General features: G+C 57.7%; 18 protein-coding genes and 1 tRNA gene. 14 read left to right on the top strand and 5 right to left on the bottom strand.

Going from position 1 to position 20,731, the window contains the following annotated elements; translation table 11 throughout:
* Positions 1–76 precede the first annotated feature (76 nt).
* Complete coding sequence (locus tag J2S31_RS12875; RefSeq protein ID WP_237099565.1) at positions 77–520, top strand: hypothetical protein; 444 nt, start codon at positions 77–79, stop codon at positions 518–520.
* A gap of 74 nt (positions 521–594) precedes the next feature.
* On the opposite strand, the gene J2S31_RS12880 is transcribed toward J2S31_RS12875, so the two are convergent.
* Entirely contained in the window at positions 595–1,701 is a 1,107-nt protein-coding gene (locus J2S31_RS12880) for a Tll0287-like domain-containing protein (protein WP_237099567.1), read from the bottom strand.
* 293 nt (positions 1,702–1,994) lie between these two features.
* Entirely contained in the window at positions 1,995–2,882 is an 888-nt protein-coding gene (locus tag J2S31_RS12885) for a LysR family transcriptional regulator (RefSeq protein WP_237099569.1), read from the bottom strand.
* A 301-nt stretch (positions 2,883–3,183) separates the two neighbouring features.
* On the opposite strand from J2S31_RS12885, the gene J2S31_RS12890 reads away from it, so the two are divergent.
* The 4 genes from J2S31_RS12890 (at position 3,184) to J2S31_RS12905 (ending at position 8,845) form a co-directional block, all read left to right on the top strand.
* Positions 3,184–4,956 (top strand): N-acetylglutaminylglutamine amidotransferase, encoded by a 1,773-nt coding sequence (locus J2S31_RS12890; protein WP_237099570.1) that lies wholly within the window; start codon positions 3,184–3,186, stop codon positions 4,954–4,956.
* Between the two features lie 46 nt (positions 4,957–5,002).
* Complete coding sequence (ngg, locus tag J2S31_RS12895; RefSeq protein ID WP_237099571.1) at positions 5,003–6,769, top strand: N-acetylglutaminylglutamine synthetase; 1,767 nt, start codon at positions 5,003–5,005, stop codon at positions 6,767–6,769.
* Positions 6,770–6,787: 18 nt separating this feature from the next.
* Positions 6,788–7,933, top strand: a complete 1,146-nt coding sequence (locus J2S31_RS12900; RefSeq protein ID WP_237099572.1) for an osmoprotectant NAGGN system M42 family peptidase — start codon at positions 6,788–6,790, stop codon at positions 7,931–7,933.
* A 432-nt stretch (positions 7,934–8,365) separates the two neighbouring features.
* A complete protein-coding gene (locus tag J2S31_RS12905) occupies positions 8,366–8,845 on the top strand; it encodes an FKBP-type peptidyl-prolyl cis-trans isomerase (RefSeq protein ID WP_237099573.1) in 480 nt (159 codons plus the stop codon).
* Positions 8,846–8,934: 89 nt separating this feature from the next.
* Here the strand turns inward: J2S31_RS12905 and J2S31_RS12910 are convergent, their stop codons facing one another.
* The gene (locus tag J2S31_RS12910) at positions 8,935–9,900 is read right to left on the bottom strand and encodes a tetratricopeptide repeat protein (RefSeq protein ID WP_237099574.1); all 966 of its coding nucleotides are present in this window, start codon (positions 9,898–9,900) and stop codon (positions 8,935–8,937) included.
* Positions 9,882–10,622 carry a protein kinase domain-containing protein gene (locus J2S31_RS12915; RefSeq protein WP_237099575.1) on the bottom strand — a complete coding sequence of 247 codons (741 nt, stop codon included), beginning with the start codon at positions 10,620–10,622 and terminating at the stop codon, positions 9,882–9,884. Before J2S31_RS12915 ends, J2S31_RS12910 begins: the two co-directional genes overlap by 19 nt.
* 265 nt (positions 10,623–10,887) lie before the next feature.
* Between J2S31_RS12915 and J2S31_RS12920 the strand changes: the two genes are divergently transcribed.
* From J2S31_RS12920 to J2S31_RS12960, 9 genes are all read left to right on the top strand, one after another.
* Positions 10,888–11,109 (top strand): YgaP family membrane protein, encoded by a 222-nt coding sequence (locus tag J2S31_RS12920; protein WP_237099576.1) that lies wholly within the window; start codon positions 10,888–10,890, stop codon positions 11,107–11,109.
* 230 nt (positions 11,110–11,339) lie between these two features.
* Complete coding sequence (locus J2S31_RS12925; RefSeq protein WP_237099577.1) at positions 11,340–13,160, top strand: cation:proton antiporter; 1,821 nt, start codon at positions 11,340–11,342, stop codon at positions 13,158–13,160.
* Between the two features lie 101 nt (positions 13,161–13,261).
* On the top strand, positions 13,262–13,756 hold the full coding sequence (locus J2S31_RS12930; RefSeq protein WP_237099578.1) for a TIGR03546 family protein: 495 nt from the start codon (positions 13,262–13,264) through the stop codon (positions 13,754–13,756).
* Complete coding sequence (locus J2S31_RS12935) at positions 13,753–15,573, top strand: TIGR03545 family protein (RefSeq protein WP_237099579.1); 1,821 nt, start codon at positions 13,753–13,755, stop codon at positions 15,571–15,573. Before J2S31_RS12930 ends, J2S31_RS12935 begins: the two co-directional genes overlap by 4 nt.
* A 628-nt stretch (positions 15,574–16,201) precedes the next feature.
* A complete protein-coding gene (locus J2S31_RS12940; protein ID WP_237099580.1) occupies positions 16,202–16,387 on the top strand; it encodes a hypothetical protein in 186 nt (61 codons plus the stop codon).
* Positions 16,388–16,884: 497 nt separating this feature from the next.
* Positions 16,885–17,364 (top strand): FKBP-type peptidyl-prolyl cis-trans isomerase, encoded by a 480-nt coding sequence (locus tag J2S31_RS12945; protein ID WP_237099581.1) that lies wholly within the window; start codon positions 16,885–16,887, stop codon positions 17,362–17,364.
* 243 nt (positions 17,365–17,607) lie between these two features.
* A tRNA-Arg gene (locus J2S31_RS12950) sits at positions 17,608–17,684 on the top strand.
* 69 nt (positions 17,685–17,753) lie between these two features.
* Positions 17,754–18,158: a CBS domain-containing protein gene (locus tag J2S31_RS12955; RefSeq protein ID WP_237099582.1), complete on the top strand. Its 405-nt coding sequence runs from the start codon at positions 17,754–17,756 to the stop codon at positions 18,156–18,158.
* A gap of 183 nt (positions 18,159–18,341) precedes the next feature.
* Complete coding sequence (locus J2S31_RS12960) at positions 18,342–20,186, top strand: glycosyltransferase family 39 protein (protein WP_237099583.1); 1,845 nt, start codon at positions 18,342–18,344, stop codon at positions 20,184–20,186.
* A 158-nt stretch (positions 20,187–20,344) separates the two neighbouring features.
* On the opposite strand, the gene J2S31_RS12965 is transcribed toward J2S31_RS12960, so the two are convergent.
* Positions 20,345–20,650 carry a GIY-YIG nuclease family protein gene (locus tag J2S31_RS12965; protein WP_237099584.1) on the bottom strand — a complete coding sequence of 102 codons (306 nt, stop codon included), beginning with the start codon at positions 20,648–20,650 and terminating at the stop codon, positions 20,345–20,347.
* Positions 20,651–20,731: the final 81 nt, after the last annotated feature.

The following is a 20,731-nucleotide window of genomic DNA, read 5'->3' on the forward strand; positions in this document are numbered from 1 at the left end:
GCCAGTGATGTGCTTCCAAACTGTTGAGCGCTCCGGTTCTTGAAATCCGGGGCGCTCACAAGAAAAGGAGGTTTTAATGAGACTGTTTTCCAAAATCCTCGGATTTTCTTTAATAGCCATGCTGTTACTGGGAGTTCCCATGATGGTCACTGCGGGAGAGGATCCGCATCAGATCAACACGGAGAACTCCCCATACTGGTTCAAGCCGGGGGAAGGGCCGTTGCCGCTTCCTTCCAATAAGTTCGGCGAAGTCCCCGAAGACATTCGCTTGCACAACGAAAAGGGAATCGACGCCTTTTTGAGCCGGAGCTTTCGGGACGCCTTGGACCATTTTGAGATGGCGACCCAGCTGGCCCCAGGCAATGGCATTCTGCTTTACAACGAAGCCATCACGCTGGATAAGCTGGATCGGCATCGCGAGGCGACATTGAGGTTTGAACAGGCGAAGGAACTTGCGCGGGGCAACCAGTTGATCCTCAACTCCCCCGTGTTGCAGACCCATCTGAGCACACCGCAGTAACAGGTGTGCCGATCGGTTTCTGCAAAAAAACCCACCGGGTATTCCCGGTGGGTTTTTTATTTTCGGACCTCATTTCATTCTATTGGAAAGCTCACTCGCAATCCGCCCATCACATCGTTCAGTTTGAAATCATGACGGGGACTGTTGGGATGCTGATTGTGACATTCGACGCATGCCGCGGAGATCGCGTGATCCGGATACACCGCGCTGAAGTAACTCACATTCCCCGCCCGGGTCCAGCGGATAAAAGGCCGTATGGGGTGAATGGTCACCCATTCCAGGGCGTCGCGCTCGAATTCATTGCTCGGGCCATTTTGTGGATTGATCGGCCACAGACTGAGGAGATTCATTTCCACGCCTGTGTTTCTTCGCGCCGCAATTTCTGAAACCTTTTTGAGGAACTGGGCGGGCAACATCAATTTATGTTCCGATTGAACGGCCGCACTGGCTTGCAAGATGTTGCCGTCTTCCAAATGCTGGACGACGTGGTTAGCATAAACCGTTCTGTCCGATTCCAAAACCGCATGCACGTAGTCCGCCACCACTTCGGGTGGGATGGCAATGCTTTCATCCGGTTTCTTCTGAAACCGGCTTCCCAGCGGCAGGTCGATCACAATGCCACCCATCACATCCCCTATTTTGAAATCGCGCTTCGGACTGGCCGGGTGCTGGTTGTGGCATTCCACACAGGTTTGAGAAACCGCCTTGTCCGGATAAATGGCCTGGTAATACCACAATCCGTTTTTCTGCACGATCCAGGTAAAGGGTTTGCCGGGATTGCGGATGACCTCCAGCAAGCCGGACTTTTCGGTTTCCGATTTGGGCATGTTTTCAGGATTCAACGGCCACACACTGCTCAACCGGTACCGCATTCCAATGCCCTTCGCGTTGGTCTCATTGGATGAAAGCTTTAAAAACTGCGCGGGTAGCAACAGTCCTTTTTCTTCTTTCCAGTTTTCCGTCACTTTCAACGTGCCGTCCTGGCTGAACCGATCCACAATGAATCTGGAATACGCTGTCCGTCCCGCCTCAATGACCGAATAAATATAATCCACCGCAATGTGAGCGCGGACACCTTTATTGGTTTGTGCCATCTCCGGTTCCGCCGCCGGTCCGGTTTCCAGCCATAACCCAAGGCAACCCGCCAATACAAAGATGCCTGTCAGTAATCTCGATCTCATGGGATGACCTCCCTGAGCGTGTGATTGGGAAGAAAGGGGGAAGGCGTTTGCGCAATCAGGACGAGACGGACCAAAACAGCAATCAGCGAGGGAGAGCGCCAGCAGGTGGTGTGCGAAAACCGTGTCCCCACTCCTATGCAATCAATATGGGCATCCCATCGCCGGACCGCAACGAAATCGTGAAGCCTGGCCGGGGATCGAGCGGGTCCGTTTTGCGGGGGTGAAGGTGCATTTTCACAGCAAGAGTCACGCTTCCCGCCTCCGCCGCAGGAGCGTGTTCCGAAACCATGCGGTCATCCCCGGTTCTGGAACCGATAGAGGGTGTTTTTGATGATGGGAAGGCGACTGGTGTCGCGCCGCACCAGCGCCCACATTTCAGAGGTGACGTTTTTCAGTTCGCCCAGCTTGACCAGACGCTTTTTCTGAATGGAATCCTGCACGCTGTTCTGCGGCAGGATCGCCACGCACAGGCCGCGCTCCGCGCCAAGACGCAAGAAGGCAATGTCGTCCGCCTCGCCCACGCTTTGCGGGCGGATTTCGTGCCGCGCGAGGTACCGGTCCACCTCCACCCGCAACTGGCTCTTGCCCGTGAGATGCATGAGGGGCACAGCGCCCAGTGAGCGCGGAAACCGCTTTCTAGCCCAGGCGAATTTCTCTGCACCCACGGCAATGATCTTCTGCGGCTTCAAACGGTAACTCACCACGTTTTTCTCCCGCGGTTCGACGTTGCGGTCGCTAAGCACAATCTCCAATCCGCCGTTGTTCAGCTGGTACATCAATTCATCCAGCGATCCTTCGATCACACTCAACGAAATGTCCCGTTCTTTCCAGAGTGGAAGAGAAAATTCGTGCACGTTGATGGACGACAGCGAAGGCAGCGCGCCGACCCGGATGTGCTGGCGCTTGCGCGGCCGGGCCTGGCGAACGGACTCGATCATTTCATCGCACTGGCGGAAGATGGTCGTGCAGTAATCGGCCACCATTTTCCCCGCCTCGTTCAATTCCAGCCGGCGCACCCGGCGTTCGAACAGTTTTTTGCCGAAAAACGATTCAACCTCCTTCAGCTGCGTGCTCATGCCGGAAGGGCTGACATTCAGTTTTTCGCTGGCTTTCTTGATCGATCCCTCCTGCGCAATCGTCCAGAAATGGTAAAGGTGCCGGAAGTTGGGCAGTTCGCGCATGCTCGAAACCCTTTATTTTAAAGTCATTTTCAATACATTCAAATTTCATGATACATACCTTCAAGTTTATTCAGTTTTTATTATCCATAGGGTGAGGCATAATAGAAAGCCAAAATTAACGAGTCATCGGTTCATTGGACTTATTTCTCAATGGAACCGGCTGTTTTACCCATGAAATCGCCGTGGATCGGGCCGAACCCATCGGTCGCATCCGCATGTTTGGGCGGCTCCTCCAGGGAGTTTCATTTCATTACAGCCGTCGGAGGTTCCATTTCATTTCTTGTCAAAACGGGAGTTGTGCATGTGCGGCATTTGTGGTGAGTACCGGACCGACGGGGCGCTTCCCGACACCCGTGCGGTGGCGGCGATGGCAGACGCCCTGGCGCCGCGGGGTCCGGATGGCAGTGGAAACTTTTCACAGCGCAATGTGGCGTTCGCGCATCGACGCCTGAAAATCATCGACCTGTCGGAAGCGTCGCACCAGCCGATGATCGATTCCGCGCTCGGCCTCGTCGTCGTGTACAACGGCATTCTGTACAACTACAAGGAACTTCGAAAAGAGCTTCAGGATAAGGGGTATTCCTTTTTCTCCCACGGCGACACCGAGGTGTTGTTGAAGGCGTATCACGCATGGGGCAAGGACTGCGTCAAGCGGTTTCACGGCATGTTCGCGTTCGCCCTTTGGGAACGCGACAGCGGCCGAATGCTTCTCGGCCGCGACCGGCTCGGCATCAAGCCGCTTTACTTCACAAGTTCGGGCGGACGCTTCCGGTTTGCCTCCAGTCTTCCCGCACTGGTGGCGGGCGGCCAGGTGGACACCTCCATCGATCCCATCGCGCTTCACCACTACATGACCTTTCATGCCGTGGTGCCGCCGCCCCACACCATTTTTCAAGGCGTGCGCAAACTGCCGCCGGGGCACTTGATGGAAATCACTCCCGGCGGTGCACAGAAGATCGAACCCTACTGGTCGCTTTCCTACGCACGCACCAGGGAAGATGAAGCCTGCGACGAGGTCGAATGGAAGGAACGCGTGATGCAGGCGCTCACAACGGCCGTGCGCCGCCGCCTGGTGGCGGATGTGCCTGTGGGGGTGTTGCTGTCCGGCGGGCTCGACTCGAGCCTCATCGTTGCCCTGCTCAGCGAGCTGGGGCAAAGCGGACTCAATACGTTCTCCGTTGGGTTTGAAGCCGCAGGGGGTGAGCTGGGCGACGAGTTCGAATACTCGGACCTCATTGCCGACACCTTTGCCACCGACCATCACAAGATTTTCGTTCAAACGGATGAAGTGTTACCGAACCTTCTGCACTGCGTGGAAGCGATGTCGGAGCCGATGGTCAGCCACGACAACATCGGCTTCTTCCTGTTGTCGCGCGAGGTGGCCAAAAGCCTGAAGGTCGTGCAGAGCGGCCAGGGCGCGGATGAAGTGTTCGGCGGTTATTTCTGGTATCCACCGCTGTTGGAAAGCAAGGACCCGGCCGCCGATTACTCGAAACTGTTTTTCGACCGCTCGCACGAGGAGTACGGCACCGCCGTTCACCACAAGTACGTGACGGAGGACCACAGCACGGCCTTTCTGCAAAAACGCTTCGGCGCCACCGACGCCGCCTGCGGCACCGACAAGGCGCTGTGGCTGGACACCACGGTGATGCTGGTGGACGACCCCGTCAAGCGCGTGGACAACATGACCATGGCGTGGGGGCTGGAAGCCCGCGTGCCGTTTCTCGATCATGAACTGGTGGAGTTGGCGGCCCGCATTCCTCCGGCGCTGAAAATCAAAGACGAAGGCAAAGGCATCCTGAAAGACGTGGGGCGCGATGTTTTGCCGCACAAAGTCATCGACCGGCCGAAGGGCTATTTTCCCGTGCCCGCACTCAAGTACATTCAGGGCGAGTACCTCGACTTCGTGCGCGACGTGTTTGCCCAACCCGCGGCACAGCAACGCGCCCTGTTCAAGAAACCGTATCTCGACAGGCTGTTTGAAAACCCTGAGGCGCACATCACCCCGCTCCAGGGATCAAAACTGTGGCAGATGGCCCTGTTGGAGATGTGGTTGCAGATTCACCAGAAATGAGTAAGGCAGGTGCGTTATAATACATAAAGGAACGTTTTCCTCATCTATGATGAAAACCTCGGAAAAAACTCCGCGGCGTTTCATTCCCATCAGCGAGTTTCGGGACGTCCACAAGAAGGTTTCGGAAGCAGAAGCCCCGCGCAATGTTGCGTTCGATTGCGGGTGGGGGCGTCTGGTTTTCGCCAACACCTTCACCGACAGCCACGAACTGGTCCACAGCATCTGCCAGGAGAGGAAGGGCAAACGCGACATCGCCCTCTACATCCACGACCCGCAGGTGGCATTGTCGCTGGCCCCGCAGGAGCTGTTTCTCGACCCGTCGCACACCCTGCGCCTCTGGCTCAGCAATTACGAAGAAGCCGGTCTTCCACCCCGCGGCTTCACCGTCCGGCCCATTCAAACGCGGCGCGACATCCAGGAAGCCAACCGCATTTACAAAGCGCACAACATGGTGCAGATTCCGGTGAGTTTCGCCATGAAGCACAAAGACTCGCCGCACCTGGTCTTCCGCGTGGTGGAGGACAACCGCTCCGGGAAAATATTGGCGATGGTGCAGGGCGTGGACCACACGGAAGCGTTCGGCGATCCCAACAACGGCTCCAGCCTGTGGTCGCTGGCCGTGGACCCGCACGCCGAGCATCCCGGCATCGGCGAAGCGCTGGTGCGCAACGTGGCCGAATACTTTCGGCAATGCGGGCGGAGCTTCATGGACCTGTCGGTGATCCACGACAACGAGCAGGCCATGGCCCTGTATGAAAAACTGGGGTTCGAAGTCGCGCGCCTGTTCTTCATCAAAAAGAAAAACCCGATCAACGAAAAACTGTTCATCGGTTCGTTGCCGGAGAGCAACCTCAACCCGTACGCGCGCATCATCATCAACGAAGCCAGGCGGCGGGGCATCGGCGTCCATGTCCTCGACGAAAAAGCGGGGTACTTTTCGCTCACCTTCGGCGGGCGCACCCTCATCTGCCGCGAGTCGCTGAGCGAGCTGACCAGCTCCATCGCCATGAGCCTGTGTGCGGACAAGGCGGTGACACGCCGGTTCCTGAACCGCCAGGGCCTGCCCACGCCGGACCAGATCCCTGCTGGGAGCGCAAAGAAGAACCGCGAGTTTTTAAACCGGCACGGCGACATTGTGGTGAAACCCGCCGACGGCGAGCAGGGTGCGGGCATCACCATCAAGCCCGCCGACGAAGCGGAACTCAAAGCCGCCATCGACAAAGCCCAACGGGTCTCCGACCACGTTCTGCTGGAGGAATTCGTAGAAGGCATCGACCTGCGCATCATCGTCATCAACTTCGAAGTCGTGGCCGCCGCCGTGCGCCATCCCGCGCAGGTCATCGGTGACGGGCGTTCCACCGTCAAACAGCTCACCATGAAGCAGAGCCGAAGGCGCGCCGCCGCCACCGGAGGGGAGGCGAAGATTCCGCTGGACGCGGAGACGGAGCAATGCATCCGCGATGCGGGGTACGCCTTCGACTCCGTTCCTGAATCCGGCACCGTGATTCCCGTGCGCAAGACGGCGAACCTGCACACCGGCGGCACCATTTTCGACGTCACCGCCGACCTGAACCCGAAACTGGCCGAAGCCGCTGTGGCCGCGGCCAAAGCGATCCACATCCCCGTGGTCGGTTTCGATTTCATGGTGCCCACGGTGAACGGCGAGCAGTTCAAAATCATTGAAGCCAACGAACGACCGGGATTGGCCAACCACGAACCCCAGCCCACGGCAGAACGATTCATCGACCTGCTGTTTCCACAAACCCGCATCGACACGCACGAGGGGCCGGCCCATCCCACAACCTTTTCCTGACCGAAAGAAATTGAATATATGAAGCGTCTCAACCTGGACCAAAGTTACCTCATGCGCACGCTGTTCCGCCTGCTGGAAATCCCCAGCCCCACGGGACTGACCGACACCATCGTGCACGTCATGTGCCACGAACTGAAGAAACTCGGCATTCCCTTTGAGCTGACGCGCCGCGGCGCCATCCGCGCCAACATGCCTGGCAAAGTGCAGAGTCCCGACCGCGCCATCGTCGCCCACTTGGACACGCTGGGCGCCATGGTGAAAAACCTGCGCGCCAACGGACGGATTGAAGTCGTGCCCGTCGGCACCTGGTCGCCACGCTTCGCCGAGGGCGCGCGGGTGACGGTATATATGGAAGACGACCGCTCGTACCGCGGCACGATTCTGCCGCTCAAGGCGTCCGGCCACACTTACAACGAAGAGATCGACACCCAGCCGACGGCCTGGTCCAACCTGGAAGTACGCGTGGACATGGAGAGCAATTCACGCCAGGACCTGGAGGAAGCCGGGTTCAATGTCGGCGACTTCATCGCCATCGACCCCGACCCCGAGTTCACCGACAACGGTTACATCGTCTCCCGCCACCTGGACGACAAGGCGGGCGTCGCCGCCATCCTCACCGCGGCGAAGGCCATCGTCGAAGCCAAGGTGCCCCTGGAACTCGACTGCCACCTGCTGTTCACCATCTCGGAGGAAGTCGGCGTCGGCGCCTCGCACGTGCTTCACGGCGATGTAGCGGAGCTGGTCTCCGTGGACAACGGCACCCTCGCGCCGGGGCAAAACACCAGCGAGTTCGGCGTCACCATCTCCATGCAGGACTCCAGCGGCCCCTTCGACCGCCACCTGACCTCAAAACTCATCGACCTCTGCCGCACTCACAAAATCGAGCACGCACGCGACGTGTTCAACCATTACCGGAGCGATGCGGCGGCGGCAATGGAAGCGGGCAACGACATCCGCACCGCCCTCCTCTGTTTCGGCCTCGATGCCTCGCACGGGTACGAACGCACGCACATCCAGTCCCTGATGTCGCTGGCCGACCTGTTGTCGCTGTACATCCAGAGCCCGCCAACGTTCACCCGCGACCGCGACCTTCTGGGTCCGCTGGCAGATTTCCCGCACCAGCCGGAACTGGAAAAACACATGGAAGATCCGCCGCAAACCTGATATCACAACAGCGGCTTAAATGTTGGCAATACCGGCGGCTTACCGATTTGCCTGAATAAAAAGCGCTGTCCTGCCGCCGGAAATTCGCTTGAAATCGAGTACCATTGCTGTCAAAGTAATCTTAATAGATTGGATTCATTGCTACATCCGGTAGGGCACCTCGCAAACGCACCCGAAACCATCCAGCATGGCCACGCCCCTACCTATACCGCATAGACGACTTCATTCTGGGAAACCGCGCAGGCGGTCTTGGAGACAGGCTCTCTCCTTCACTTCCTTGTTTCCCCGTTATTTTTTTGTTGGTTGATCATTTCTATTACTGGAAAGCATGGCTCCGCGTGGTCTTCGCTTTCAAGGCGCAGATTCGGATGGTGGCACCCCGAACTGTCAACCCTCACTCTTTAAATCAGGTGACTTATGAAAAAGGCAAGTATGTTTCGGTCTGTATGGTTTCTCGGGCTCGCGGCCCTGTTGCTCGTGACGTCCCCGGTATGGGCGGGCGACCGCACGGTGAAGGAAGGCGATGTGATCGAGATCCATTACACCGGAAAACTGCAGGACGATACGGTGTTTGACAAATCGGAAGGCCGCGAACCGCTGAAGTTCACCGTCGGCACCCAACAGATCATTTCCGGCATGAACAAGGCCGTGATGGGCATGAAGGTGGGCGAATCCAAGACCGTCACCATGTCGCCGGACGAAGCCTATGGCCCGTACGACGACAAGCTGGTTTTCCAGATCGAAACAAGCAAACTGCCGCCGCAGGTGACGTCCGGCGCACAATTGATGGACGGTCAGGGCAACATTGTCACCGTAAAGGACATTCAGGGCGACATGGCCACGCTGGACGCCAACCACATGCTGGCAGGCAAAACTCTGATCTTCGACATCAAGCTGGTCAGCATCCAGTAATCCGCTTTTTACGCATTACCGGACAACGAGCCCGGCCTGTTGAAGGCCGGGCTTTTTTTTGTCCAAGGTTCTTGAAGGAACGTAACGTATCAACCCTGCGGACCGGGGGATGACGTGCCTGGCGGGGGCGGGAGCGGGGGCGAAGTCTCCTGCGCGTCCTGCAATTTCTGGTGCGCCATCGCGGCGAGGCCCACCACCGCGAGAAACGAAAGCACGCTCACGATGCGGTCCGCGGGCGGCAGGTCGCTTTCCTTCGGTGCGAGCTCCCACAGCACCAGGCAGATTCCGGCGATGACGGGTCCCGCCCGCAGGCACCGCCACGCCCATGGTTTATTGCGGTACCACAACCACGTTCCCACTATCGGCATCACCGCCAGCACGCCGAGCGCGATTTCCAGCCACTGAAATTCCTGCACCTGGCTCCATGCAACCTTTTCGCTTTCCTGACGGACGTACGCCATGCGCAACAGCGCTTCGCAACTGCCCCTCGCCTTGGCGGGGTTGCGTTTGCAGTCCAGGTCGAACAACTCCTGTGCCCGTCCGTAATGCTGGGCCCGTTCGTAACCGCGCGCCATGTGGTAACACGCGCCGTAATCATTGGGATCGGAGGGCAGGTACTCCTCGCGGCAAAGCGGCAGAAGCAGGTCGCTTCCCCGATTCAGTTCGCCGATCTTGAGGTACTCCTTGCCGAGGTAAAAGCAGGTTTGTTTGTCCCCATCCTGACAGCGTTTTTGCAGTGGCCGCGCCTCTTCTTCCAGCTGGTCCATCTGTCGGGAAAGATAAAGCAGGGGCGTGCAGGCGCGCAGGTGGCCGGGTGTCGGATGGCTGGTGCACGCGATGCGGTAATAATCGAGAGCCAGTTCGCGGTCACCCGCCCGCTCCGCTTCCATGCCGAGAGCGAGGCAGTAGATGGTGACGCCGCTGGCGCATTCCTGCCGAGCTTTTTCCGGATCGAATTCCTGACGCTGAGCGTGAGCCGGTTCCGCCCACAGGTTCAACACCAACCACGCGCCCAGCCACATCCAACCGCTCCACCTCACCAATCGTACTCCCATTCCAAAAGTTCCAGGTGTTCCCGCAGTTGGGAGACGGTGCGAAATTTTTTCAGGATCAACGACCGCTTGAGCCCGCAACAGATGTCCTTCACCGTCTGCGGCAGTTTGCGGTAATGCTTCCGCCCACCCATGCACTCGTGATAGATCTGCACCAGACTGCAAATATCATCGCGCATGTTGGCCAGCTTGGCGTCGGTGGAATTGTACAGGTCGAGCAGTTTGATCTCGAAGCTCAGGCCGAATTTGTTGACGATGATATTGTCGCTGTGCAGATCGCCGTGGTACTCGTTGAGCAGGTGGATTTCCTCGATGCCCTTGGCCAGCGCGTAGAGCAGGTGCGTGGCCTGGTACGGCGGCAGGCGCTTTCCGGGCATCTTCTTCAAGAACTCCGAGAGCAGGATGCCCTCGACGTAATCCGAGATCAGCGCGGTGATCGCAGTGCGCCGGTAGGTGATGATTTCCTTGGTGTGATACTGGATGAGGATGGAACACCGGCGCAGTTTGTGCAGTTTGCGCGCATACACCCGCGCCGCCTTGTTGCGCACGTTGCGCTGCGGAAAAAACAGCTTCGCCGCCCGTTCAATGCCGGTGCTGATCTCGTTCACCTTGTACACCTCGCCTTCCCAACCGGCCCCCAGTTTGGAAAGCACCTCGTATTTTCCCGCCAGTTTGCGTTGGGGCTTCAGGTCGAACGAATCGATTTTAGGAACGCGTGTGGCCAATGAACCATCCCTGGTTGGTCGCTTTTAATTCCGGGCCATTGTACACCATCCCCCGTCCGGCCAATGACCAGATTCGCACCCCCGATTTTACTTTTTGAGGCGCGGGAGCGGTGCTTCCCGATAGCCGCTCGCAACCTCCCCCGCCGCCTCGAATCCCGCCCTCACCCCGCTAAAAAAGTGGCCCCCGGCGGGTCCCGGCATCATCTTAATAATGGAGGCAGGAATGCCTCCGCAGGAAGCAAGACCGGACTGAAAGGAGGTTGTCATGATGACGGCAAACGTAGGTCGTAAGGATCGCTGGGTACGTGTGGCGGTTGGCATCGCCCTGCTCGCCGCAGGCTGGGTGACGGGAGGGCCTTGGGGCATCACGCTGGGTGTGATCGCATTCGTTCCCATCCTGACCGGAGCTTTCGGATGGTGCCCGCTGTATGCCATTTTCAATCTCAACACCTGCCCGCTGCACCGTGGTCACAGCGGTCACACATAAGCGTTGACCACGGACCGTCCGTTCCCCGTGGCCACACATAGGCAAGGGCCCGCGCTGAGGTCCCCTTACGCGGGCCCTGACCGGTTTTCAGCCACCCACTGTTTCCGCCCTCTCTTATTTTTCCTTTACCTAACTGCGCTCCAAAGGATCGTGTTTCTTTCTACAGGGATTGCTTTACAATAATGAGTTCATAAAGGCCCCTAGAATCCCCTGCACACAGGACTCCACAGTTGGATTTCACCCTGCAAAAACTGGTCGGCGTCATCATCCTGGGCATCAGCCTGCACTGGCTGGCATGGCGCATCCGTATCCCGTCCATCGTGCTGTTTTTCGCGGCGGGGGTGCTGATCGGTCCGGCGTGGGGATGGGTGGACCCGTCGGAAGACTTCGGCCCGCTTCTGCAGGCACTCATCAAGCTCGCCATCGCCATCATCCTGTTCGAAGGCGGACTGAACCTGCGCTTCCACGAACTGCGCCAATCCGGCCGCGCGGTGAAACAAATCATCCTGCTCGGCCTGCCCTTGTCGTGGGGATTCGGCTTCGCCGCCTGTCACTGGGTGGCGGGGTTGTCGGTGCCGGTGTCGGTTCTGCTGTCGGCGATCCTGGTGGTGACGGGCCCGACGGTCATCCTGCCCCTGGTGCGCCACGCCAAGCTGTCGCCGCGCACCGCATCGGTGCTCAAATGGGAAGGCATCATCAACGATCCCATCGGCGTCCTGCTCGCCGTGCTGGTAGCGGAGATCCTCACCCACGACGCCGCGCAGACCACGCAGTCCATCCTTGCGCATTTCGGGCTGGCCATTGCCGGGTCGATCGCCCTGGGCATCGCGGGGGGGCTGTTCCTCAAGTTCGCCTTCGAGAAAGGCCACGTACCGGAGTTTCTGAAAATCCCCATGGTGCTGTGCATGGTGATCTCGCTGTTCGGCATCGCCAACCTGCTGGCGGAGGAAATGGGCCTGCTGGCGGTGACGGTGCTCGGCATCACCATGGGCAACATCCGCATGCTCATCTTCTATGAACTGCGCAGGTTCAAGGAAAACATCACCACGCTCCTGGTGGCGACGGTGTTCATCCTGCTCACGGCGGAATTGGAAGCAAAACATTTTGCCAACCTGGACTGGCGGGCGTTGGGATTCATTCTCTCCATCCTGTTTCTAGTGCGGCCGCTGGCGGTGGGGCTGGGCACGCTGGGCGCGGGGTTGAAATGGAATGAGACCTTATTGCTGGGATGGATCGCGCCGCGCGGCATCGTCGCCGCGTCCGTCGCCGGGTTGTTTGCGCCGCGCCTCATCGAACGGGGTTACGACGATGCGGTGTCCCTTCTGCCGCTGGTGTTCGGCGTCATCGTGTTCACCGTCGTCCTGCACGGGCTGTCGCTGGAATGGCTGGCACGCAGGCTCGAATTGTCTTCCGACAAACAGGAGGGCGTGGTGATCGTCGGCGCCAATCCGTGGACCACGGAGCTGGCGTCGGTGTTGCGCGAACTGGATTTGCCGGTCGTTCTGGTGGACGGCGCTTGGCACCGCCTGAAAGACGCGCGCCTGCGCGGCCTGCCGGTCCACTACGGCGAAATCCTCTCCGAAACCAGCGAGCAGAATATGGACCTGGCGGAGATGGGCTACCTGCTGGCCGCATCCGAAAACGACGCCTACAACGCGCTCGTCTGCAACGCGTTCATCCATCATTTCGGCCGCGACCGGGTGTACCAATTGCCTTTCCATGCAAAAAAAGTAGACGAAGATAAAGGTGTGCACAGCGCCCACCTGGGCCGCATCGCGTTTGACGACGAGGCCCGCTTCGAAGTGTTGATGAGCTGCTATTACCAGGGCTGGACCTTTCAAAAATCGAAGTTGACCGAGGAACATACTTTTGATGCGTTCGTCGCCAAACTGCAATCGCCGTATTACCTGATCCTGCTTACGGGGAAAGGGAAACTGGCGTTCGGATCCGAAAACTTTGCCGCAGAACCGGCACCGGGAGACACGGTGATTGCTTTTGCGAAGCCGGAACCCGCGCATTTAAAGAATGGCGGGAAGAAAGTCAATTGCTGACAAAAATGGAACTTTGAACCCCATGCGGTTGTGTTACACTGATTCCGTGTTCAGATTTTTCAAAATGAACCGTCCGGTTTCATCAACGAGGGAGGGGGCACGTGTTCAGCCGGATTATTAAAATCCTGAAAGCGCTCAACTCCAACCAACGCCCCTGGCAGATCAGCGTGGCGCTGGTGCTGGGCGCGGTGGCGGGCCTCACCCCGCTTCTCAGCCTGCACAACCTGGTCGTCCTGCTTCTTGCTTTTTTTCTCAACGTCAATTTCGGCATGTTTCTGTTGAGCCTCGCCGGGTGCACGCTGTTTGCGTTTCTCCTCGACCCCCTGTTTCACCAAATCGGTTATGCCCTGTTGACCGCGGAAGGCCTGCACGGATTCTGGACGCAGTTTTTCAGTTGCCCCATCTTCCTGCTTGGCAACCTCAACAACACCATCGTCATGGGAAGCCTGGTGGTTTCTCTCGGTCTGGGCCTGCCCCTGATCTTTGTGCTCAACAAACTCATCGTCAAATACCGGCTGGCGTTCAACGCACTGATCGACCGCATCCCGTTCCTCAAGTTCCTTAAAATTCCCGACGCCGTGGAGATGGCCCTATGAACGGCAAGGCGGGCCTGATCCGCTGGTGGGGACTGATCCCATTCGTGGTCGTGGTGGGGCTGATCGCGGGGTTCCTCCTGTTGTTTCTCGACAGCCTGATCGAAAGCACTATCGAAAAGCAGGGCTCGCAGGCGCTGGGCGCGCAGGTGGATGTGGGGTCGGTGAAAACGTCCCTGCTGGATCATTCCATCGAAATCCGCGGCATCGAAATCGCCAACGCGGAGAAGCTCGATGAAAACATCGTCGAAGTCGGCAACTTCGTCTTCAACTTCGACCTCAACCAGGCCTTCTCCAAAAAACTGATCATCGACGAACTGACGGCGGACGGCATCGCCTTCAACACCAAACGCAAAACCCCGGCGCTCCCGGTCAAGAAACCGGCGAAGAAAAAGGAAGAACCGAAAGAAGAAGGTGACAGCGGTTCCTCGCTGGGATTTGGCGGCCTCGACGTCCTGAAAGGCATGCAGTTCAAATCGCCGAAGGAAATCCTGCAAAACGAAAAGCTGGAAACATTGGAACGCATTCAGCAGGTGAAAAGCGACGTCGATGCGACCAAGACCAAATGGGAAGACCGCATTCAAACCCGATACGGCAAAGACGCCATCGAGGAGATCAAACAGAAGATCGACGGTATCAAGCAACGCGCCAAAAAGATTTCCGGTCCAGCAGACATCCAAGCCATCACCGCGGACATCCAAAACCTGCGGGGTGACATCGAGGGCCGCGTCGATGAAATCAAAAATCTGAAATCGGAACTGAAGGCGGAGACGGAAAAAGCCAAGGCGATGGTGCGGGACCTCAAGGACCTGCCGCAAAAAGATCTCGCACGGTTGAAGAGCAAGTATTCGCTGGATCTCAAGGGCGGCACCGGCATGGTGGGGGCGCTGGTGGCGGGTCCGTTGAAAGACCACCTCAACACGGCACGCCGCTATTACGAAAAAGCCAAACCCTACCTTAAGAAGAAAAAAGAACCCGTGACGCCGGAACCGGAAACACCGGAACGCGGCAAGGGGCTGACCATCGAGTTTCTGAAACCGAAACCCACGCCGGACTTCCTGGTGCGCCACGGCAGACTGTCCATCACGCTTTTCGGTCAGCAGGTTTCAGGCGACCTGAAAGACCTCTCCGACAATCAGAAGATCCATGGAAAACCGATGGTCGTGAAATTCGATGCCGGCAACAACGCAAAGTTCGACCGCCTCAATCTCGACCTCACGGTGGACCGCACCGGCTCCACCGGTCGCGACACATTGAAGACGCGCATCGGGGGATTGAAGCTGACCGGATTTGAAACCGGCAAAGCGGTGAAGGTGGAACAAGGCGGCGCCGACATCGAAAGCACGTTCAACATTGTGAGCGAGGATGCGCTGACCGGAAACATTCACGTGCAGACGCGTGACATGAACATGAAATGGACGCAGTCCGAGAGCGGCGAGTTGGCGGATATCATGCAGAAGACCCTCAACTCGGTCAGCAAGTTTTATCTCAACTTCCTCGTATCCGGAACGGTGAATGATTACGCGGTGAAAGTCGAATCCGATCTCGACCGCACGCTGAACCGGGCCATCCGGGGCGTGTTCGATGACAAGGTCAAAGAATTCGAAGGCAAACTGAACGCCGCCATTCTGGAAAAAACCCAGGGCCCGTTGAAAGATTCCTCCGGCGCGTTGGCCAATCTCGTGGACCTGCGCCAGCTTCTCGATTCCCGCGAATCGTCCTTGCAGAACTTGCTGGGTGAAGTCACGCAGAAAGCCCTGCTTCCCAAACTGCCGGGTCCGGCGGGCGATCTGCTGAAAGACTTCAAACTGCCGTTCTAAAACCGCTCTCCAAAAAATCCGCCCGGCCTACCCGCACCCCCGCGGTCGCCATAGAAAAATAACGCCTTTAATTTCAATGCCTTTGATTTTAGCTGGCTCAGCCGTTTTTTTTAAAAAACGCGCATTTTTTTGTTTGATTTTGATTGGGAATACCGTCTAATAGAGTCAAATTGACTCCTTGGAAACTGTTCCTTACACAAGATGTTCGCGCACTGCGTTCTTCATTCTTTTTTGCTTTACGACGGGTCTCCTCACCCTGCGTGCTTCCTACCCCGGGAAGACATGACCGACTTTGCCGTCACCGACAAGCTGGAACAGTCACTTTTCGCTACAGGTTTCCTTTAAGCAACACAGGTTTTCAATCCGACCCCGGCCGCCGTTGAGCGTGCTGAAGTCGGATTGCTGGGTTTACGCCGGAAGTGCATTCCCGCCGCGCTCGCCTATAGACCCGGGCGTATGGGCCGTGGGGAGTAACCGATGCTTCCGGCGCCAAGTTGGTCTGTCCTGAATATCAACTTTTGAGGAGAGCATGGAGGTTTATCCACACGGTCGCCTAGGATAAACACACCTTCCAGGAATGAATCAACCAATGGTATCAACCCTTTTAAACATTAAGGATTCTTTTGAAATGAAAAAAATCGCTTTGCTGTTTTTGATCACCCTCATTTCCATGCTGTTGTCTCTGTCTTCCACCGCATTCGCCTTCGCATCCAAAGCTCTCGACCAGGGCAGCGTTCTGGTTCTGTCTGATGACGTCCAGAAAGACGACGACGACGATGAAGACGACGAGGACGACAAGGAAAAACACGAGTAATCGTTTTCCTGCCGTTGCTGAACAGAGCCGGGGCGCTTTGGCGTCCCGGCTTTTTTTATCTGCGCAGGACGGACCTCCCCTTTCCACCGCCGGTTGTAGCCGAACCCCACCCGGGGGCGCGGCAATTCTTTTTTCCCAGCGTTTTGAAAACGCACGCCTTGCCCGGCGCTCCCGGCACCGACCTTGAAATCTGAGAAATTTCCGGTATGGTGGTAAGAGACAGGTCGATTCGGCCGCAACCTATAAAATGGAAGTCTCCCGCATGACCGTCATTGCCAAATCACTTAGCAGGAGCCCATTTAATTTCAACTACGAACCGTAGGAGACTCCGCATATAAAGGCAGAGTTTACCGTCAGGTCGCTTTTCATTCCCCGCACTCCTTTTTCCAGTTCCCGTGCATGATCCCAAAAGGAATCGCCGTGCCGGGGCGTTTTGCGTATCTGTCCAAAACCAAATCTTTGCGGACCGGGTTCATAACAAATCCCAGAGGTAAATTATGATTAAGAAGGATTCTGTCGTCACACTCAGCTACTCTTTGAAAAACAAGGAAGGCGCCGAACTGGATCAAGCCGGGGCGGACCAGCCTCTGGTGTACCTGCACGGCAAAGGGCAGATCATCCCCGGGCTGGAAACCGGCCTCGAAGGCTTGAACTCCGGCGATAAGAAAGACATCACCGTGCAACCGGAGGATGCCTACGGAAGCGTCAACCCCAGCCTGGTGATGGAGATCGAGCGCAAGCATTTCCCCCCGGACGTGGACATCCAGCCCGGCATGCAGTTCACCGCCGACATGGGTGAAAAACAGCAGATCTTCACCGTCCTCTCCGTAGGCGACGAGCAGGTGAAGATCGACGCCAACCATCCGCTCGCCGGCGAGACCCTGCATTTCTCCATCGAGATTCTGGAAGTGCGCGAGGCTACGAAGGAAGAGCTGGATCACGGTCACGCCCATACCGGCAACGAGCATGGACATTGATCCCGCATTACAAATCAGCCCCCACCCAATCCCCTGCCGAAACCCGGCGGGGGATTTTTTTTGAGAGGAGCCGTCCATTGCGGGCCACCGATTGGAACCGGGACGTTGGTCCGCCATATTTGAATGGATCACCTCCATCAACGCGCCGGCGTGGACCCGCAACCCTGAGGAAAGCGGGCCGGCCGCACCGGACGGACCTTTCGGGATTTTGTGCTACAATACAGCCCGACGGATACCCCGCAAGCGCCTGTAGCTCAGCTGGATAGAGCAACGGACTTCTAATCCGTAGGTCGGGCGTTCGAATCGCCCCAGGCGCGCCACTTCATGGGGGAACAACTCCCAGCACCTGTGGCTCAAACACCAACCATCGTCTTTCAAAAGGAGTCGGCATGACCACCGGAAACACCGTAGGCGACCAGATGAGCAAGACCCTGTTCTTCACGGGGCCGGAGACCACCGCCTTCGATGCGGTGGACAAGATGTATCAGAACAAGGTGAGCGCCCTGCTCATTCAGATCGACGGGGAATTCAAGGGCATCTTCACCAAAACCGACTGGATGCACCTGACCATGGGAGGCCAGGCCGACCCGCACAAAGTGAAAGTCGGCGACCTGATGAGCTCGCCCATTATCACCATCGACCGCAAGGAGACGGTCGGGCGCGCCACTATGCTGATGGAAGAAAAGGTCATCCGTCACCTCGCCGTCACCGACAACGGCAAGGTCGTCGGCATGCTGTCGGTGAAAGACCTCGAGAAGTTTTATTACAAGATGCACCAGAAAACCAATTTCTAAGTTCCTCCCTTACCTTCCGGGATGATGTCATTCCCCTGATACGGCTGGCCCATCTCTGCGGAGCGGCTCCCCGGCGCTCCAATAATTAAAAGACAATTCCCGGAATAGCCGTTATCATCAAAAGAGGCGGCCACCCCCGCACCGTTCCTGCTTCGATCCTTAGGCCACAACCTTCAGGCTGGAATGACCCCACGTATCCGCAAAATCTTGTTATGGTTTTTTCCGGGCCCCGGCCTGACCCTCCTCGTTTTTATTTATTTGACGGTGGTGAGCTGGCAGAGGTGGGCCGACCCGATCATCGACTTCGGTCAACAGGCATACCTGCCCTGGGTGCTGTCGGAAGGTGCGGTGTTGTACCGGGACGTCGATGACTTCCACGGCCCGCTTGCCGCCTACGTGCATGCGCTCCTCTTTTATCTGTTCGGCCCCGGCATCGTGTACCTCGCGGTGTTCAACCTCATTCTGATCGTCCTGACCGCCATCCTGCTGAACGCATTTCTGAAACACCTCGCCCCGGCGCCCGCCGCGCGGCTGGGTCAGATCACGTTTGTCGGGGCGTTCGCCTTCGCCTGCCACCGGGGCTGGGCGGGGCTGAACTTCGTCACGCCTTACGTGTACGACCTCACCTATGGGGTTATGCTGAGTTTCGCGGCGCTGTACCTGTTTGTGTGGGACATGGACCGATTGCGTCCGCAAACCTGGTTGGCCATCGGGTTGGTGTGGGGACTCGCGTTCCTCACCAAAGTGGAGGTGTTCGTTGCGTTGTCGGCGTCCCTCATGTTCGGACTGGTGGCATGGCATTACGCGAAGTCCATCGAATGCGGGCGTTGTCTGCGAAACGGAATGCTTATCGCAGTGGGTTGGGTCATCCCTTTCGCATGTTTTCTTTTGTATTTCGCTGTGCAGATGCCGTTGGGCGACGCGGTGCAATCTCTGCTTTCTCCCTACGCCCGCGTGTTTCATCCCGGAGTGAAAAAAATCGCCTTTTATTCCTCCATCCTGGGCACCTCTTCTTTAGGCGAATCGCTTGCCGCCATGGGAGTGCATCTGTCCGCTTTTTTGATTGTGGGGTACACCCTGCACAGAATCAACCGGGCCTTCACATTGCCGGAAAACCGGATTCGGACATTCCAGATCGCCGCCGTCGTCACCACTCTGGCCGGCCTGTGGGCCCTCTATCCTCTCATCCCCTGGCTGGAGATCACCCGATCCTTTCCGCTTGCCCTTATCGTCATTTTCGCTCTGGGTGCCGCCCGGTTTTTTAAGAGTGAGAACCGCAGGCATTTTGTTTTGACCCACCTGCCGTTCTGGGTGCTGATGGGGTTTGCGCTGGCGATGACGCTCAAGGTGATTTTGAATTTGAAGATGCACCACATCGGTTTCGCATTGGCCCTGCCCGCCACGCTGGCCATGATCGTCCTCGTATTCGGGTGCTGGTTGCCGCGCGTGGACCCGGCTCCGCCTGCCCGCTCCTTACTGCAACCGGTGATCTACGCCGCATTTCTGTTCACCATCGGTGTGTTCGTGCATCTTTCGTCCAGCCACTACGCCCACAAAACATTTCCTGTAGGCCGGGGACCGGACATGATTTACGATTACACCCCGCGGGGGAAGGACCACACCGGCCACTTCATCACCCGCGGCCTGGTTTTGCAATATGCGATGGAGTGGCTTGATGCCCGCATGAAACCCACCGACACACTGTTGACCCTGCCGGATGCCATGATGCTCAACTACCAGTTGAAACGCCGCTTCCCGACACGCGACACCGCCTTCAACCCGTTGGCCATTCTGCTTGATAGAGAGCTGGCCATGCTGGCGCGGTTGAAACAATCGCTACCGGACTACGTCGCGCTGGTGCATGCGGACCATTCGCATTTCGGTTTCCCCTTCTTCGGGAAAAATTACGGCACGGCGCTGAACCAGTGGGTGCAAACCGAGTTTGAACGGGTGCAACAGATCGGGCCGCCGCCGTTCACGCAGGAAGGGTTCGGCATCTCCATTTACAAACGGCGCACCGGCCCCTGAGCCGCACTCGGGCCGGGATCTCTTCAAATCCCGTTGTTGTCGCTGGAACAAAAAATAACGCGTTGCGAGGCCCGCTCAGCAGGCGCCGAAACACAACATCATCAGAAGTCCGCTCACGAGGAACGCGAGTGACTCCTATGCGGCGGGTTCTATATGGATCATTTGTTCTCGATCCGCGGGTCGGGCGACGCCAGCAGGGCGTGCAACGCTACCTCGCCCCGAACCAGCTTTTCCTTTTCCGCCTTGCGCAGTTTTTTGATGGCCGCCTCGGCACGGAGCGCCTGTGAGCGCTCTCCCACGCTCTCCTGAAACACCAGTTCCAGCGGACCCTTGCCGCGAAAGAACTTGGCGCCGCGCGGCCCCCCGGCCTCGTGCTCAGACAGGCGGCGTTCCACATCCCGGGTCACGCCCGTGTAAAGGCTCCCGTTCCGCACCCGCACCAGGTATACATACCAATCCGACATAAGGCTTCCGCTTTCGTAACAAAGGAAATGCGCACCGCCCGGACACTGCGATCCCGGGCGGAAGGTGTACGTGACACCTGT

This window comes from Nitrospina gracilis Nb-211, from assembly GCF_021845525.1.
GTDB classification, from domain to species: Bacteria; Nitrospinota; Nitrospinia; order Nitrospinales; family Nitrospinaceae; genus Nitrospina; species Nitrospina gracilis_A.